Below are 15912 nucleotides of genomic sequence, written 5' to 3'. Positions count from 1 at the left end.
GCCCTTCACAGGGGGACGGGCGTGTGGTGTCAGCCGATGGGGCGGAAGGTGCGCAGGCGCAGGCTGTTGCCGACGACGAAGACCGAGGAGGCGGCCATGGCGGCTCCGGCGATCATCGGGTTGAGCAGGCCGGCCGCGGCGAGGGGAAGGGCGGCGACGTTGTAGGCGAAGGCCCAGAAGAGGTTGGCCTTGATGGTGGCCAGGGTCCTGCGGGAGAGGCGGATGGCGTCGGCGGTGGTGCGCAGGTCGCCGCGGACGAGGGTGAGGTCGCCGGCCTCGATGGCGGCGTCGGTGCCGGTGCCCATGGCGAGCCCGAGGTCGGCCTGGGCGAGGGCCGCGGCGTCGTTGACGCCGTCGCCGACCATGGCCACCGAATGACCTTCGGCCTGCAGGCCCTTGATGACGTCGACCTTGTCCTGCGGCAGCACCTCGGCGATCACCCGGGTGATGCCGACCTCGGCGGCGACGGTCTCGGCGACGGCCTTGTTGTCGCCGGTCAGGAGGATGGGCGTCAGGCCCAGGGCGCGCAGCCGGTGGACGGCCTCCCGGCTGGTGTCCTTGACGGCGTCGGCGACCTCCAGGACGGCGCGGGCCCGCCCGTCCCAGGCGACGGCGATGGCGGTCCGGCCCGCGGTCTCGGCCCGCGTCAGGGCGTCCTGGAGGGCGGCGGGCAGGGCGATGTCCCGGTCGGCCAGGAGCGCGGGACGGCCGACGAGGACGGCACGGCCGTCGACGACACCCCGCACGCCGAGCCCGGGGAGGTTGGCGAAGTCCCCGGGGGTGGCGAGGGCGCCGGTCGCGGCAGCGGCGGCGGTGGCGACGGCCTGGGCGACGGGGTGCTCGGAGGCGTGCTCCAGGGCGCCCGCCAGGCGCAGCACCTCGTGCTCGTCCTCGCCGTCGGCGGTGTGCACCGCCTGCAGGGTCATGCGGCCGGTGGTGACGGTGCCGGTCTTGTCCAGGACGATGGTGTCGACGGTGCGGGTGGTCTCGAGGACTTCGGGGCCCTTGATGAGGATGCCGAGCTGGGCGCCGCGGCCGGTGCCGACCATCAGGGCGGTGGGGGTGGCCAGGCCCAGGGCGCAGGGGCAGGCGATGATCAGGACGGCGACGGCGGCGGTGAACGCGGCGGTCCAGCCGGCGCCGGTGGCGAGCCAGACGCCGAGGGTGCCCAGGGCGAGGGCGATGACGACGGGGACGAAGACGCCGGAGATCCGGTCGGCCAGGCGCTGGGCGGCGGCCTTGCCGTTCTGGGCGTCCTCGACGAGCCGGGCCATCCGGGCCAGCTGGGTGTCCGCGCCGACGCGGGTCGCCTCGACGACCAGGCGGCCCCCGGCGTTGAGGGTCGCGCCCGTGACGGAGTCACCCGGCCCGACCTCGACCGGCACTGACTCGCCGGTCAGCATCGAGGCGTCCACGGCCGAACTGCCCTCGACGACCAGGCCGTCGGTGGCTATCTTCTCGCCCGGCCGCACCACGAAGCGATCGCCGACGACCAGGTCCTCGGTGCGCACCGGGACCTCCCGCCCGTCCCGCAGCACCGTCACCTCCTTCGCGCCCAGCTCCAGCAGGGCGCGCAGGGCCGCGCCGGCCTTGCGCTTGGAGCGGGCCTCGAAGTAGCGGCCGGCGAGGATGAAGGCGGTGACGCCGGCGGCGGCCTCGAGGTAGATGTTGCCCGCGCCGTCGGAGCGGGCGATGGTCAGCTCGAAGCCGTGCCGCATGCCGGGCATCCCGGCGGTGCCCAGGAACAGCGCCCACAGCGACCACAGGAACGCGGCCGACGTGCCCAGGGAGATCAGGGTGTCCATGGTCGCCGCGCCGTGGCGGGCGTTCTTGAACGCCGCGCGGTGGAAGGGCCACGCAGCGTAGGTGACGACGGGGGCGGTCAGGGTCAGCGACAGCCACTGCCAGTACTCGAACTGCCAGGCCGGCACCATCGCCAGCGCGACGACGGGCACCGAGAGCGTCACGGCGGTGATCAGGCGCTGCCGCAGCGGGAGCAGCTCGTCGGGCTCCGCGCCGGATCCGGCCGCGGCCCCGTCCATGGCCCCGCCCGCGGCCTCGTCCGGGGCCGGGCGCTCCGGGCGGGCGGGCGCGGGCGGCGTGGCGGTGTAGCCGGTGGCCTCGACCGTGGCGATCAGGTCGGCGACGGCTATGCCGTCGCGGTAGGTGACCTTGGCCTTCTCGGTCGCGTAGTTGACCGTGGCCGCCACGCCGTCCATGCGGTTGAGCTTCTTCTCGACACGGGCGGCACAGGAGGCACAGGTCATCCCGCCGATGGCGAGTTCGACCTCGGCGGTGCCGGTGGCGCTGGGTGTCGTGGTGGTCATCACTTGCTCCTCGAGCCGGAGGGCCGATCGGCCGGTCATACCCCCTGGGGGTATCTCACGGAGACAGTTATACCCCTGGGGTGTATTGGCCGCAAGGGCCGGAACGCGCCGAGCCGTATACCCCGGCAGGGTATACGGCTCGTTGCTCCGTCCGGGTGGCGTCCGGCGCTCAGGGCTGCAGGCCGCCGAGCCGCCCCTCCAGCAGGACCAGCAGCTCGGCGAGGGTGCCGGCGAGCTCGTCCTGGCGGTCCTTGCCGAGCCCGGCCAGCAGCGCCTGCTCGTAGCCGAGCTGGTCCGGGACGATCCGGTCGATCAGCTCCTGGCCGGTACCGGTGAGGGAGAGGTGCGCCACCCGCCGGTCGCGGTCGTCGGCGCGACGGCTGACCAGCCCCCGCTCCTCCAGCACCCGCAGCCGCTTGGTGACCGCCGCCCCGGAGGCGAAGGTCTCCCGCGCGATCTGCCCGGGTGTCAGCTCCCGCCCCGTACGCCGCAGGGTGCCCAGGATGTCGAACTCCGCCCGCGTCAGCCCTTCCCGCACCAGCGGGGCGTCCGTCGCCTGCTGCAGCAGGGCGGCGCAACGGTTGAGCCTGCCGATCACGGCCATCGGCGCGGTGTCGAGTCCGGGGTGGACCTGCTGCCACTGGCGCAGCACGCGCGCGACGATGTCCTCGGCGTCCTCGGCCACGGTTCTCGGTCCTCTCCGGTTCGGTGGATGCTCCCGTCAGATTCTGCCGTCCGCGGCAGGCGGATTATTCGCGGCCCCGGGCCCAGGCCCCGGCCGTCGCCGTCATCGCGGACCCGGGGTGACGGCCCCCGTCCGGGATGCGGGGTGCGACGGTGCCGCGAGCGCCGCCAGTGTCCGGTACCCCGCGCGTTCCTCCTCGATCACCCTGTCCTCCGGCCGGACGCCCTGCCACCACTCGCCGGCGGCGACTTCCGCCGCCTCCCGCAGCTCGAGCAGGGCGGCCACGAGGCGGTCCCGGGCGTGCTCCCGGGCGGGGCTGGGGGCTTTCGCATGTACGGCGTCCGCCGCCTCGCGGGCCCCCGCCGCCCGGCCGAGGGCGGCGTGGACGCGCCCGGTCGCCCTCCGGTTGGTGATCAGGGCGCATACCGCCAGGCCCAGGAGCACCCCGACCAGCGTGTCCGTCCACCGGTCGCCGATGAGCTCCCGGGCCGGATGCGGCCCGCCGAACTCGCCCAGCAGCAGCGCCATCGGGGTCACGCACACGCTGCCCAGCCAGTAGTTCCGGGAGATCAGCGCCTCGGCGCCGATCTGCAGGCCGAGGGTGACGAGGACCAGCGCGACCTCACTCGTCCGGGTGAGCGGCACGAGGGCGGTGAACAGCAGCAGGCCCAGCAGATTGCCGAACGCCCGCTGCACCGCGCGCTGCCAGGTGAGGGTCGTGTTCGCCTGGAACACCGACGCGGCCGCGACCACCGCCCAGTACGGATGGCCGCTGCCGAGCGCGAGCGCGGCCCATCCGGCGAGGGTGGCGCCGACGGCGACACGCACTCCGGTCGGCGCCAGCGGGGCGAGGCGGGCGAGCGGTGCCGCCGCCGTGCCGCGGCGCAGCACGCGCGCGTGCTCCGCCAGATGGTCGGCCGCCGTCGGGGCCCCGGCCGGAGCGGTGCCCGTCGCGGCCAGCGCCGCGTCCGCCCGCGCCAGCGCCCGGCGGATCTCGTCGCGCGGGTGCGCGTCCTCGCCGAGCGTCCGCCGGGCCGCGCGCACCGCGGTGGCCGTCGCATGGCGCGCGCGGGTGACACCGTCCGGTTCGGCGCGCAGCAGGGCGGCCGCGGCCTCCAGCGCGCGGGCGGCGGCGATCCGCTCCGGCCCGTACGGGCGCACCAGCGCGGGGGCCATGCAGATCAGCCACGCCAGCGCCCCGGCGGCCAGGACGAGCCCGAGATGGCCGGGCACCTCGCCGAGCCGCTGCGGCAGGAAGAAGGCACTCGAGGTGACGAAGGTGAGGACGACGTTGCCGGGCGGGCCCACGCGCGTGGCGTCGCACCCCACCTTGTGGGCCGCCGCGACCAGCGCGGCACCCACGACGAGCAGCGGCGCCGAGGAAGTGAGCGAGGCGGCGGTCAGCGCCGCACCGACGCCGGCGACCGTGGCCAGGACCACCCGGGCGACGGTCCTGGCCCGCTCGGCGTAGGGGCGGTCGTGCCCGTACAGGGCGCACAGCGCTCCGGCGGCGGTGTAGATCACCAGGTCCAGGCGGCCGAGCGCGAGCAGCGACATGTCGGCCACCGCCATCGCGGCGGCCGCGCTGAGGGCCGGCTTGTACCAGATGTCCGAGGCCGGCCGCAGCCGCAGAAGGCCGCGCAGGGGCAGGGGGAGGGGGCGGTAGGACTTCGACACCCTGACGAGATTAACAGGTGTTTTACTTGTGAAATATTAAGCGTGAAGCATCGGATCAATGAAGCATCGACGCCTGGAGAACCTTCGCCCTGCACTCCGCCGGAGTGCCCCACGCCGACCGCAACGCCCTCGCCTTGCCGATCCACAGCGACAGGTCGTACTCGGCCGTGTAGCCGATCGCGCCGTGCACCTGTAGCGCGGTCCGCGCGGCCGCGTACGCGGCGTCGCAGGCGGCGAACTTCGCGGCGGCCACCTCGGCCGAGGCCGAGGCCCGCCGCGACGGGCCGGTCGCCAATGCCACCGCCGCGCCGTGCAGCAGCGGCCCGGCGAACTCCAGGCCGATCAAGGCGTCCGCCAGCCGGTGCTTGACCGCCTGGAACGAGCCGATCGCCACCCCGAACTGCGTGCGCCGCTTGGCGTAGGCCACCGTCCGCTCCAGCAGCGCCAGACCCACCCCGAGCGCCTGCGCCGCCGTCGTGAACGCCGCCCAGTCGCCCGCCCACGCGGCCGCCTCCCGCACGGTGGGCCCTGCGGCGAGCACCTCCCCTCCCTCACGCGCGCGTGCCAGCCGCCGCGCCGGATCGAGGGAGGGCTGCACCGGACCGTGACCGGCGGCGCGGCGCAGCACGTCGTCACCGCTCACGGCGAGCACGGCGTGCGCCGCGTCCGCGTCCAGCGCGTACGGGCCCCCGCCCGGCAGGGCCAGGGTGAGCATCGCCTCGCCCGCGCCCACCGGCGCCAGCCAGCGCTCCGCGGGCCCGGCCACGCCCGACCGCGCCAGCCGGCCCAGCAGCGCGGCGGCCGCGACCGTCTCCACCAGCGGACCCGGCACGGCGTGACGGCCCAGCTCGACGAAGGCCACCCCCGTCTCCACCGGAAGCGGCCCGGCCCCGCCGTACGCCTCGGGCACCACCAGGCCGAACACCCCGGCGCGCGCCGCCCGTTCCCACAGGGCGCGCCCCGGCCCGTGCTCGCCGCGCGCCCACGCACGTACCGCCGACGGCGTATCCGCCGCCGAGAACATCCGGTCCAGCACGCGGCCGAAGTCCGCCCGCGCGTCGTCCACCGGACCCAGCCCTTCCGGGTGCCACCCCATGAACCCCCGCCCGGAACCCGCCCTCATCCCCGGCGTCCCTTCGGCAGGCCCAGCAGTCGCTCGGCGACGATGTCGCGCTGGATCTCGTTCGTCCCGGCGTACACCGGACCTGCCAGGGCGAACGTCCAGCCGTCCGCCCAGCGCCCGTGCCCCGGCGCCTCGTCCGCCGAGTCCGCGAGCTCGCCGTGCGGCCCCAGCAGGTCCAGCGCCGTCTCGTGGAGGGCGAGATCCAGCTCGGACCAGAAGACCTTGGTCAGGCTCGCCCCGGCGCCGGGCGCCGCGCCCCCGGCCGCCTCGCGCGCGGCCTGCGCGTAGCCGTACAGCTGGTAGGCGCGGGCACCGATCACCGCGTTCGCGACCCGGTCGCGCAGTGCCGTGTCGCCGGGGTCGGCGGACGAGCGCCACAGCGCCTCCAGCCGCCGGGCGGCCGCGACGAAACGGCCGGGGCTGCGCAGGGTCAGACCGCGCTCGCTGCCCGCCGTGCTCATGGCCACGCGCCACCCCTGGCCCGGCTCGCCCACGACGTCGGCGTCGGGCACGAGGACGTCGTCGAGGAAGAGCTCCGCGAAGGCCGGTTTGCCGTCGAGGCGGCCGATGGGTCGCACGGTCACCCCGTCCGCGTCCAGCGGGAACATCGCGAACGTCAGCCCGTGGTGGGGGCGTTCACCGCCGGGGTGGCTGCGGAACAGCCCGAAGGCGCGGTCGGCGAACGCCGCCCGCGACGACCAGGTCTTCTGCCCGCTGAGCAGCCACCCTCCGGCCGTGCGGACCGCCACCGACCGCAGGGCGGCGAGGTCCGAGCCCGCCTCCGGTTCCGACCAGGCCTGCGCCCACACCGTCTCCCCGCTCGCCATCGCGGGCAGGATCCGGGCGCGCTGCTCGTCCGTCCCGTGCTCGAAGAGCGTCGGGGCGAGCAGGGCGACGCCGTTCTGCGAAACCCGGGCGGGGGCGCCCGCCGACCAGTACTCCTCCTCGAAGACCAGCCACCGCAGCAGGGAGGCGTCCCGGCCGCCGAAGCGGCGCGGCCAGGAGATGACCGACCAGCCGCCCGCGTGCAGCGTCCGCTCCCACGCGCGGTGCCGGTCGAAGCCCTCCGCCGTCTCGAGCGAGGCGAGCGGCGCCGTGGGCACGTGCGCGGCCAGCCAGGCGCGGGCCTCGGCACGGAAGGTGGCCTCCTCCGGAGCGAAGTCCGGGTGCATCAGGCGTCCTTCATGGCGCGGACGTCCATGCCGCCGAGCGGGTCGGACGCGGTCTCCGCGTTGTGCGCGTGCGCCAGATGGTGCAGGCCGAAGGCGGCGTCCAGGCCGGCGTGCAGGCCCTGCAGGTCCTCGGCCTGGTTCACGGCCCGCTTGGCCAGGGCCAGCCCCAGGCGCGGCATGCGCGCCACCCGCTCCGCCAACGCGGTCGTCCGGTCGACGAGTTCGCCGCGCGGCACCACGTGGTTGACCATCCCGATCTCATGGGCGCGCCGCGCGCTCATCCGGTCACCGGTGTACAGGAACTCCTTCGCCACGCGCGGCGGCATCACCCACGGATGCGCGAAGTACTCGACGCCGGGAATCCCCATCCGCACGACCGGGTCGGCGAAGAAGGCGTCCTCGCTCGCCACGATCAGGTCGCACACCCAGGCCAGCATCAACCCGCCCGCCACACAGGCCCCCTGGACCCGCGCGATCAGCGGCTTGGGCAGCTCGCGCCAGCGCCGGCACATGCCCAGGTACACCTCGGACTCACGGGCGAACCGCTGCTCCGCGCCCGCCTTGTCCGAGTGGTCCCACCACAGCCCCGCCCGGCGCGCGAAGGGCCGGTGGGCGTCCCGCTCCGGGGTGCCGATGTCGTGGCCCGAGGAGAAGTGCTCGCCCGCCCCCGCCAGGACGATCACCTTGACCCCGTCGTCGGCCGCGGCCTCGCCGAAGGCGTCGTCCAGCGCGTACGTCATGCGGGAGTTCTGGGCGTTGCGGTACTCGGGCCGGTTCATGGTGACCGTCGCGACGGGACCGTTCCGCTCGTAGCGGACCACGGGGCCCGCGGCCGGTACAGGGGCGGTGGCCGGTCCAGGTTCCGCGGCCGGTACAGGGTCAGTGGTCATCAACCATCCTTCCCTAACAAGTGTTTGGTAGGTTAACGTACGGTCATGAGCAGCGTCGAGAGCTTCGGCCCGCCGCCCTATCTCCCCGCCCACGAGCTGCTGTCCGGCCGCACCGCGGTCATCACCGCCGCCGCCGGCACCGGCATCGGCGGGGCCACCGCCCGGCGCTTCCTCGAGGAGGGCGCCGGCGTCGTCCTCGGCGACGTCCACGCGCGCCGCCTCGAGGGCACACTCACCGCCCTCGCCGCGGAGTTCGGCGCGGACCGCGTCGCCGGAACGCCCTGCGACGTCACCGACGAGGCCCAGGTCGCCGCCCTCCTCGACCTCGCCGAGGACCGGCACGGACCGCTCGACGTCCTCGTCAACAACGCCGGCCTCGGAGGCACCGCCGAACTGGTCGACATGACCGACGAACAGTGGGACAGGGTCGTCGACACCACCCTCTACGGCACCTTCCGCTGCACCCGCGCCGCCCTGCGCCGGATGCGGGCGAGCGGCGCGGGCGGGGTCGTCGTCAACAACGCCTCCGTGGTCGGCTGGCGCGCCCAGCACGGCCAGGCCCACTACGCCGCCGCCAAGGCCGGCGTCATGGCGCTCACCCGCTGCGCGGCGGTGGAGGCGGCCGCCTACGGGGTACGGGTCAACGCCGTCTCGCCCAGCCTCGCCGCGCACCCCCACCTGGAGAAGGTCACCACGCCCGCGCTGCTCACCGAGCTCGCCCGGCGCGAGGCGTTCGGACGGGCCGCCGAACCCTGGGAGGTCGCCAACGTCATCGTCTTCCTGGCCAGCGGCTACTCCTCGTACATGACCGGCGAGACCGTGGCCGTCAGCAGCCAGCGCGCGTGACCGAGAATGAGAGCGTGCCGATCAGCAAGAAGACCACCACCGGGAAGCCGGCCCCGGCCCGGCGCGGAGAACTGCTCGCCACGGCGGCCGAGGTGTTCGCCGAGCAGGGCTACAGCGCGACCACCGTGCGCCGCATCGCCGACGCCGCCGGCATCCTCGCCGGCAGCCTCTACTACCACTTCGACTCCAAGGAGTCGATGCTGGACGAGATCCTCTCGAGCTTCCTCGACGAGCTCTGGGCCGGCTACGACGCCGTGCTCGCCGCCGGACTCGGGCCCCGCGAGACCCTCGAGGCGCTCGTCACCGAGTCCTTCCGCGAGATCGACCGGCACCGCGCCGCCGTCGCCATCTACCAGCGGGAGGCCCGCGACCTCGCCGGGCGGCCGCGCTTCGGCTACCTCGCCGAATCCCGGCGCAAGTTCGAGAAGGCGTGGCTGGGCACGCTCGAGCGCGGCGTCGCCGAGCGGGCCTTCCGCGCCGACCTCGACGTCCGCCTCGCCTACCGCTTCGTGCGCGACACGGTGTGGGTGGCGGCGTCCTGGTACCGGCCGGGCGGCACGCACAGCCCGGAGGAGATCGCCCGGCAGTACCTGTCGATGGTCCTGGACGGGATCGCCGTACGAACCTAGGAGCATGCCATGGCCGAGGCATACATCGTCGAAGCGGTACGCACGCCCGTCGGCAGGCGCGGTGGCGGACTGTCCGCCGTCCACCCGGCCGACCTCGGGGCGCACGTGCTCAAGGCCCTGATGGACCGCGCGGGGGTGGACCCCGCCGCCGTGGACGACGTCGTCCTCGGCTGCGTGGACACGGTGGGGCCCCAGGCGGGCGACATCGCCCGGACGAGCTGGCTGGCCGCCGGACTGCCGGAGGAGGTGCCCGGCGTCACCGTCGACCGGCAGTGCGGCTCCGGGCAGCAGGCCGTCCACTTCGCCGCCCAGGCCGTGCTCTCCGGCACCCAGGACCTCGTCGTGGCGGGCGGCACGCAGAACATGTCGCAGATCCCCATCGCGTACGCCGCCCGCCGGGCCACCGAGCCGCTGGGCCTGGCGCAGGGGCCGTTCGCGGGTTCGCGGGGCTGGCGGGAGCGCTACGGCGACGTGCCGGTCGACCAGTTCCACGGCGCCGAGCTGATCGCCGCCAAGTGGCGCATCACACGCGGGGAGATGGAGGAGTTCGCGCTCGCCTCGCACCGGCGGGCGGTGCGCGCCATCGACGAGGGCCGATTCGACCGCGAGACCGTCGCCCTCGGTGACGTGACCACCGACGAGGGGCCGCGCCGGGACACCTCACTGGAGAAGATGGCCGCCCTGCCGCCCGTGGTGCCGAACGGCCGGCTGACGGCCGCCCTGTCGTCCCAGATCTCGGACGGCGCCGCGGTCCTGCTGCTGGCGAGCGAACGGGCGGTGCGCGACCACGGGCTGACCCCGCGCGCCCGCGTCCACCACCTCTCCGTCCGCGGCGAGGACCCCATCCGCATGCTGACCGCGCCCATACCGGCCACGGCGTACGCGCTGAAGAGGACCGGCATGACGATCGACGAGATCGACATCGTCGAGATCAACGAGGCGTTCGCGTCCGTCGTGCTCGCCTGGCTCGCCGAGACCGGCGCCGACCCCGCCCGCGTCAACGTCAACGGCGGCGCGATCGCCCTGGGCCATCCGCTGGGCGCGAGCGGGGCGAAGCTGATGACCACGCTCCTGCACGAACTGGAGCGCACGGGCGGCCGCTACGGGCTGCAGGTGATGTGCGAGGGCGGCGGCCAGGCCAACGTCACCGTCATCGAACGGCTGTGACCCGGCCGCACCTCACCCGCCGGCGAGACGCCGCAGCACCTCGTCCGCCTCCGCCATGACGCGCCCCACCAGCTCGCCGCACGAGGGGAGGTCCTCGATCACCCCCGCCACCTGCCCGGCGGACAGCACGCCCAGGTCCGTACGGCCGTCCACCATCGCGGCCCTGAGCAGCACGGGGGTGTTCGCGGCCAGCAGCACCTGACCCCAGGTGAGCCGTCCGCCGCGCCGCATGGCCAGGCCGTCCCGCAGCATGCGGGACACGCTCAGACCCGAGAGCCCCCGGAAGGCGGCGGCGTGCCGCAGGGCCCGCAGGAACGTGCCCACCGGCCCCGCCCGCTCGAGCGCGGCGACGAACGGGGTGCGCAGCACGCGGTGCGGGATGCCGTCGACCTTGGTGGTGACGGTGACGTCCGTGACGGACGCGGCGAGGTAGGCGGCCTTCACCGCGTCCGGCACCGTGCTGTCGGAGGTGAGCAGGAAGCGGGTGCCCATGGCGATGCCGCACGCGCCGTAGGCGAGCGCGGCCACCAGGCCCCGCCCGTCGTGGAAACCGCCCGCCGCGACGACCGGAACGCCCACCGCGTCGACCACCTGCGGCAGCAGCACCGAGGTCGCCACCCGCCCGGTGTGGCCGCCGCCCTCGCCGCCCTGCACCACGACCGCGTCCGCGCCCCACGCGGCGACCTTCTCGGCATGGCGCCGCGCCCCGACCGAGGGGATGACGACGATGCCCGCGTCCTTCAACCGGGCGATCAGCTCGCGCGAGGGCGCCAGCGCGAAGGACGCGACCGGCACCCCCTCCTCGACCAGGATCCGTACGCGCTCGCCGGCGTCGCCCGCGTCCGCCCGCAGGTTGACGCCGAACGGCCGGTTGGTGCGGGAGCGCACCTCACGCACGGCGGCGCGCAGCTGACCGGGCGTCATGGTGGCCGAGCCCAGGATGCCGAGCGCGCCCGCCTCGGCCGTCGCGGTCACCAGCCGGGGACCGGCCACCCAGCCCATGCCCGTCTGCACCACGGGGTGCTCGACGCCCACCAGGTCGGTCAGGGCCGTCCTCACCGGCGCACCTCGCCCTCGCGCAGCGCGGCCGGGTCGATGACCTCGCGGATCAGGCGCAGCTCCGTCGCCGACGGGCTCCGGGTGCGCGGCACGTCGGCGGGCACGTCGAGGGGGAAGCCCGTCGCCGCCCGTACCTCCTCGGCAGTGACGCCCGGGTGCAGCGAACGGACGCGCATCGTGCGGTCGGGCGTCTCGAAGTCGAGCACGGCCAGGTCGGTGACCACGCGCCGGATGCGGTGGAAGCGCGTGGCGGAGGGACCGGCGGCGGCAGCGCGGTCGTAGCCCACGCCGCTGACCATGTCGACCCGCGGCACCAGGACGCGGGGGGAGTGCCGGGGGATCCAGTAGCTGGTGGGGTGGTTGACGGTGTTGGCGGGCGCGCCGCGCACGCCGAGCAGCTGACGGGCGGGGCGCCGCCAGTCGCCGACGCAGCTGATGTTCTGGTTGCCGTGCCGGTCGAGCTGGGCCGCGCCCATCATGGCGTGCCGCCTGCCACCGGTGACCAGCGCCAGGTGGCGGCGGAAGGGCAGCCAGCCCTCGACCGCGCGGGGTTTCGCCCCCAGCGCCGGGATGTCGGCCATCAGCAGCGCCTCCCCGTCCGTCAGCAGCAGGTCGGGTGCGAAGGTGAGCTTCGCCAGCCGGGCACCGGCCGTGGGGATCACGCCCGTCGGGCTGGCCAGGATCTCGCCGTCGCCTCGCCAGGCCTCCGCGCACGCCACGACGCACACCTCGGCCCGGCTCGCGGCCGGTCCACCGCCGGCACTCACGCGCCCTCCCGGGAGTGGGCCGCGACCGCGGCACGGTAGTCCTCCTCGTCCCCGGACAAATAGCGACGGGTGAACTCCCGCCAGGCCGCCGGGTCCGCGGCCGCTTTGGCGTACGCCGCCTGGAAGGCCTCGTCCCGTTCGTAGTCCGGCGTGCAGGAGGTGAAGTGAGCGCCGCCCGGGGCCTCGACGACGCCCGTCACACAGTGGCGCTGCACCAGCAGCGTCTGCGGCCCGCCCGCCGCCGCGAACTCCTTCCCGCCGACAATCCGTTCGCACGAGACGTACGCCTCCCGCGCGGCCTCGCAGAACAGGTCGTCGAAGTACGGGTCCGGGCCGAGGTACTGGGCGTTGCCGTGCGCGTCGGCACGGTTGAGGTGGACGAGGGCCGCGTCGAGGGTGAGCGCGGGCACGGCCACCAGTTCCTCGCCGTCCGCGTACGGCGAGGTGACCGTCCGCAGGCCCGGATTGACCCGCATCACGTCCGACCCGAGGCCGGCGCGCACCGGCAGGAACGGCAGCCGGTTGGCGGCGGCCGTCAGGCCCCACATGAGCATGGCCTCGTCCAGCTCCATCAGCTCCAGCTCGCCGCGCTGGCGGGCCGCGCGGAAGTGCGGTTCGAGGGGGATGGAGTCCAGGGTGGCGAAGGCGGCGACGAGCTTGCGGATCCGTCCGGCCGCCGCCAGCAGGCCCACGTCCGGTCCGCCGTAGGAGACGACGGTCAGGTCGGTCAGGCCGGAGCGGAGCACGGCCCGCACGAGGGCCATCGGCTTGCGCCGGGAGCCCCAGCCGCCGATGCCGATCGTCATGCCGTCGGACAGCCGGGCGACGGCCTCGTCGGCGGTCATCGTCTTGTCGGCCGTCACGGCCGCTCCTTTCCCGTGCCGGGGGAGTGGGTGCCGGGTGGTTCCGTGCCCGGTGATTCCTTGCCTCCGGCGACGAAGGCGTCGCGGTGGCGGTCGGCGACGCCGACGAGGGTCGCCTCGAAGGTGAAGCCCTGTTCGTAGCGGTAGCTGCGGCGGACGTCGACGGGGTCGATGCCGTTGAGCGCCGCCTTGGCCAGCCGCAGCAGCGTGCCGTCCTTGGCCGCGATCTCCCGCGCCAGTCCGAGGGCCGCAGCCGCCAGTTCGCCGCGCGGCACCACGCGCCACACCGAACCGTGCCGGTGCAGCTCGTGGGCGGTGACCGTGCGGGAGGTGTAGTAGAGGGTGCGCATCAGGTGCTGGGGGACGAGCCGGGCCAGGTGGGTGGCGGCGCCGAGCGCGCCCCGGTCCAGCTCGGGCAGGCCGAACGTGGCGTCGTCGGAGGCGACGACGGCGTCGGCGTTGCCGACGAGGCCGATGCCGCCGCCGAGGCAGAAGCCCTGCACGGCGGCGACTACGGGCACCTCGCACTCGTAGACGGCCGAAAAGGCCGCGGAGCAGCCGTCGTTGGCGCCGATCAGGGCCCGGTGGCCGGGCGTGCGCTGCAACTCCTTGATGTCCACGCCGGCGTTGAAGCCGCGTCCGGCGGCGGCGAGGACGACGCAGCGGGTTTCGGGGTCGCGGCCTGCGGCGCGGACGGCATCGGCGAGTGCGTACCAGCCGTCCACGGGAAGCGCGTTGACGGGCGGGAAGTCCACGGTGACGACGACGATGCCCGGTTCGGGACGTGCGGTGGAGACGCTCATCGGCTACCTTTCCACCAAACGTTTGTTAGGTGTGAAGGTAGCAGCGGACCGGTGGCCTCGGGAGGTGACCGAATGGTCGGCGCTCCGGAGCCGGACGGCCGCGTCGCCGTCGTCACCGGCGGCACGCGCGGCGTCGGCGTGGGCATCGCGCGGGCGTTCCTGCGCACCGGCGCACAGGTGATCGTCTGCGCCCGCAGGCCACCGCCCCGGCCGGTCACGGCGCATGGCCGCACCGCACGCTTCCTCCCCGTCGACCTGCGCGACGCGGCCGCCGTCGAGGACTTCTTCGGGCGCGTCGCCACCGACCACGGACGGCTCGACGTCCTGGTCAACAATGCCGGCGGCGCACCCTTCCGGCGGCTGGACGCGGCGGACGCGACGCGCCACGCGCGCGTGATCGCCCTCAACCTCACCGCACCGCTGACCGCCTCGCTCGCCGCCCACCGCCTCATGCGCGTCCAGCGCGCGGGCGGCTGCGTCCTGATGGTCGGCAGCGTCAGCGGCAGCCGCCCCTCGCCGGGCACTGCCGCCTACGGCGCGGCCAAGGCCGGGCTGGAACACCTCGCCCGCACCATGGCCGTGGAGTGGGCCCCGCGGGTACGGGTCAACACCCTCGTCCTGGGCATGGTGCGCACCGAGTCGGCCCACCTGCACTACGGCGACGAGCACGGTGTCGCCGCCGTCGCCCGGACGGTACCGGCGGGCCGCCTGGCCGAGCCGGACGAGGTCGGCGAGGCCGCCGTGTTCCTCGCCTCCGACCGCGCCGCCTACATCACCGGCGCGAGCCTGCTCGTCCACGGCGGCGGCGAGCGGCCGGCCTTCCTGGACGCCGCCAACGCCGACCATGGGGAGCCGTGAGATGACCGGAATCTGCTCCGGGCGCGTGGCCGTCGTCACCGGAGCCGGGCGGGGCCTGGGACGGGCGCACGCGCTGGCGCTCGCCGCCGAGGGCGCGCTCGTCGTCGTCAACGACCTGGGCGCCGGGCCCGACGGGCAGGGCGCGTCGGCGGGCCCCGCGCAGCGGGTGGCCGACGAGATCCGCGCGCGCGGCGGCGAAGCCGTCGTCCACTGCGGCGACATCGCGACCGGCGAGGGGGCCGCCTCCCTTGTCGCCGTCGCGCTGGAGACGTTCGGCCGGCTCGACGCGCTGGTCAACAACGCCGGCTTCGTGCGCGACCGGATGCTCGTCAACCTGGCGGAGGACGACTGGGACGCGGTCGTACGCGTCCACCTCAAGGGCCACTTCCTGCCCCTGCGGCATGCCGCCGCGCACTGGCGGGCCGAGGCCAAGGCCGGTCGCGTTCCGCACGCGCGCGTGGTCAACACGACGTCGGGCGCCGGGCTGCTGGGGAGCGTGGGCCAGGGGAACTACGCGGCGGCCAAGGCGGGAATCGTCGGCCTGACGCTCGTCGCCGCCGCCGAACTGGCGCGCTACGGGGTCCAGGTCAACGCCGTCGCTCCCGCCGCCCGGACCCGGATGACGCGGGACGTCTTCGGCGAGGCCATGGCCGCCCCGCCGGACGGAACCTTCGACGCCATGGCACCGGCCAACGTCTCCCCACTGGTGGTGTGGCTCGCCTCCGCCCGCTCCACCGGGGTGACCGGCCAGGTCTTCGAGGCGGAGGCCGGACGCGTCACGGTCATGGAGGGCTGGCACCCGGGCCCAACGGCCGACAAGGCCGACCGCTGGTCCCCGTCAGAGGTGGGCGAGGCGGTACGAAAACTCCTGACGGGGGCCCGCAGGGCCCGGCCGGTGTACGGGGCGGGGTGAGCGGGGCAGGCCCGGGGGCCGGCAGAGCGGCGGCCGGTGGAGCGGCGGCCGACGGAGCGGCGGCCGGTGACGAGGGGCCTGGGCCCCGGGCCCGGCTGCGGAGGGCCTCCGGCCCTGCGGCCCTCCGGAGATC

15 protein-coding genes are annotated in these 15912 nt (G+C 75.0%); 5 read left to right on the top strand and 10 right to left on the bottom strand.

Annotation, left to right across the window (positions count from 1 at the left end; all coding sequences use genetic code 11):
• Positions 1 to 29: 29 nt before the first annotated feature.
• The 6 genes from ACIG36_RS07385 to ACIG36_RS07360 all read right to left on the bottom strand — a co-directional run bounded on the left by ACIG36_RS07385 (position 30) and on the right by ACIG36_RS07360 (position 7874).
• Complete coding sequence (locus ACIG36_RS07385; protein ID WP_399923402.1) at positions 30 to 2327, bottom strand: heavy metal translocating P-type ATPase; 2298 nt, start codon at positions 2325 to 2327, stop codon at positions 30 to 32.
• Between the two features lie 169 nt (positions 2328 to 2496).
• Positions 2497 to 3012 (bottom strand): MarR family winged helix-turn-helix transcriptional regulator, encoded by a 516-nt coding sequence (locus tag ACIG36_RS07380; protein WP_399923399.1) that lies wholly within the window; start codon positions 3010 to 3012, stop codon positions 2497 to 2499.
• A 102-nt stretch (positions 3013 to 3114) separates the two neighbouring features.
• Positions 3115 to 4689 (bottom strand): FUSC family protein, encoded by a 1575-nt coding sequence (locus ACIG36_RS07375; protein ID WP_399923396.1) that lies wholly within the window; start codon positions 4687 to 4689, stop codon positions 3115 to 3117.
• Between the two features lie 55 nt (positions 4690 to 4744).
• Positions 4745 to 5785: an acyl-CoA dehydrogenase family protein gene (locus ACIG36_RS07370; RefSeq protein ID WP_399923394.1), complete on the bottom strand. Its 1041-nt coding sequence runs from the start codon at positions 5783 to 5785 to the stop codon at positions 4745 to 4747.
• Between the two features lie 23 nt (positions 5786 to 5808).
• On the bottom strand, positions 5809 to 6984 hold the full coding sequence (locus ACIG36_RS07365; RefSeq protein ID WP_399923391.1) for an acyl-CoA dehydrogenase family protein: 1176 nt from the start codon (positions 6982 to 6984) through the stop codon (positions 5809 to 5811).
• A complete protein-coding gene (locus ACIG36_RS07360) occupies positions 6984 to 7874 on the bottom strand; it encodes an enoyl-CoA hydratase (RefSeq protein WP_399923388.1) in 891 nt (296 codons plus the stop codon). The genes ACIG36_RS07365 and ACIG36_RS07360 overlap by 1 nt, the downstream gene beginning before the upstream one ends.
• Before the next feature lie 45 nt (positions 7875 to 7919).
• On the opposite strand from ACIG36_RS07360, the gene ACIG36_RS07355 reads away from it, so the two are divergent.
• From ACIG36_RS07355 to ACIG36_RS07345, 3 genes are read left to right on the top strand one after another with little or no spacing between them, the layout of a single operon-like run.
• Positions 7920 to 8720, top strand: coding sequence for an SDR family oxidoreductase (locus tag ACIG36_RS07355; RefSeq protein ID WP_399923385.1), 801 nt, complete (start codon positions 7920 to 7922; stop codon positions 8718 to 8720).
• Between the two features lie 14 nt (positions 8721 to 8734).
• Positions 8735 to 9349 (top strand): TetR/AcrR family transcriptional regulator, encoded by a 615-nt coding sequence (locus ACIG36_RS07350; protein WP_399924008.1) that lies wholly within the window; start codon positions 8735 to 8737, stop codon positions 9347 to 9349.
• Between the two features lie 9 nt (positions 9350 to 9358).
• A complete protein-coding gene (locus tag ACIG36_RS07345; protein ID WP_399923382.1) occupies positions 9359 to 10516 on the top strand; it encodes an acetyl-CoA C-acetyltransferase in 1158 nt (385 codons plus the stop codon).
• 12 nt (positions 10517 to 10528) lie between these two features.
• On the opposite strand, the gene ACIG36_RS07340 is transcribed toward ACIG36_RS07345, so the two are convergent.
• The 4 genes from ACIG36_RS07340 to ACIG36_RS07325 are packed head-to-tail and all read right to left on the bottom strand — an operon-like array spanning position 10529 to position 14008.
• A complete protein-coding gene (locus ACIG36_RS07340) occupies positions 10529 to 11575 on the bottom strand; it encodes an NAD(P)H-dependent flavin oxidoreductase (RefSeq protein WP_399923379.1) in 1047 nt (348 codons plus the stop codon).
• A complete protein-coding gene (locus ACIG36_RS07335; RefSeq protein ID WP_399923376.1) occupies positions 11572 to 12342 on the bottom strand; it encodes a CoA-transferase subunit beta in 771 nt (256 codons plus the stop codon). The genes ACIG36_RS07340 and ACIG36_RS07335 overlap by 4 nt, the downstream gene beginning before the upstream one ends.
• Positions 12339 to 13187 carry a CoA transferase subunit A gene (locus ACIG36_RS07330; RefSeq protein WP_399924005.1) on the bottom strand — a complete coding sequence of 283 codons (849 nt, stop codon included), beginning with the start codon at positions 13185 to 13187 and terminating at the stop codon, positions 12339 to 12341. Before ACIG36_RS07330 ends, ACIG36_RS07335 begins: the two co-directional genes overlap by 4 nt.
• A 14-nt stretch (positions 13188 to 13201) precedes the next feature.
• Positions 13202 to 14008 (bottom strand): enoyl-CoA hydratase family protein, encoded by an 807-nt coding sequence (locus ACIG36_RS07325; RefSeq protein ID WP_399923373.1) that lies wholly within the window; start codon positions 14006 to 14008, stop codon positions 13202 to 13204.
• A gap of 72 nt (positions 14009 to 14080) precedes the next feature.
• Between ACIG36_RS07325 and ACIG36_RS07320 the strand changes: the two genes are divergently transcribed.
• Positions 14081 to 14866, top strand: coding sequence for an SDR family oxidoreductase (locus ACIG36_RS07320; protein WP_399923370.1), 786 nt, complete (start codon positions 14081 to 14083; stop codon positions 14864 to 14866).
• A gap of 1 nt (position 14867) precedes the next feature.
• Positions 14868 to 15779, top strand: a complete 912-nt coding sequence (locus tag ACIG36_RS07315) for an SDR family oxidoreductase (protein ID WP_399923367.1) — start codon at positions 14868 to 14870, stop codon at positions 15777 to 15779.
• The last annotated feature ends 133 nt before the right edge of the window (positions 15780 to 15912 follow it).

Source organism: Streptomyces sp. NPDC053048 (assembly GCF_044547045.1).
Taxonomy (GTDB): domain Bacteria; phylum Actinomycetota; class Actinomycetes; order Streptomycetales; family Streptomycetaceae; genus Streptomyces.
Note: the sequence above shows the minus strand (reverse complement) of the source record. Positions and strands in the feature narration are given on the sequence as shown.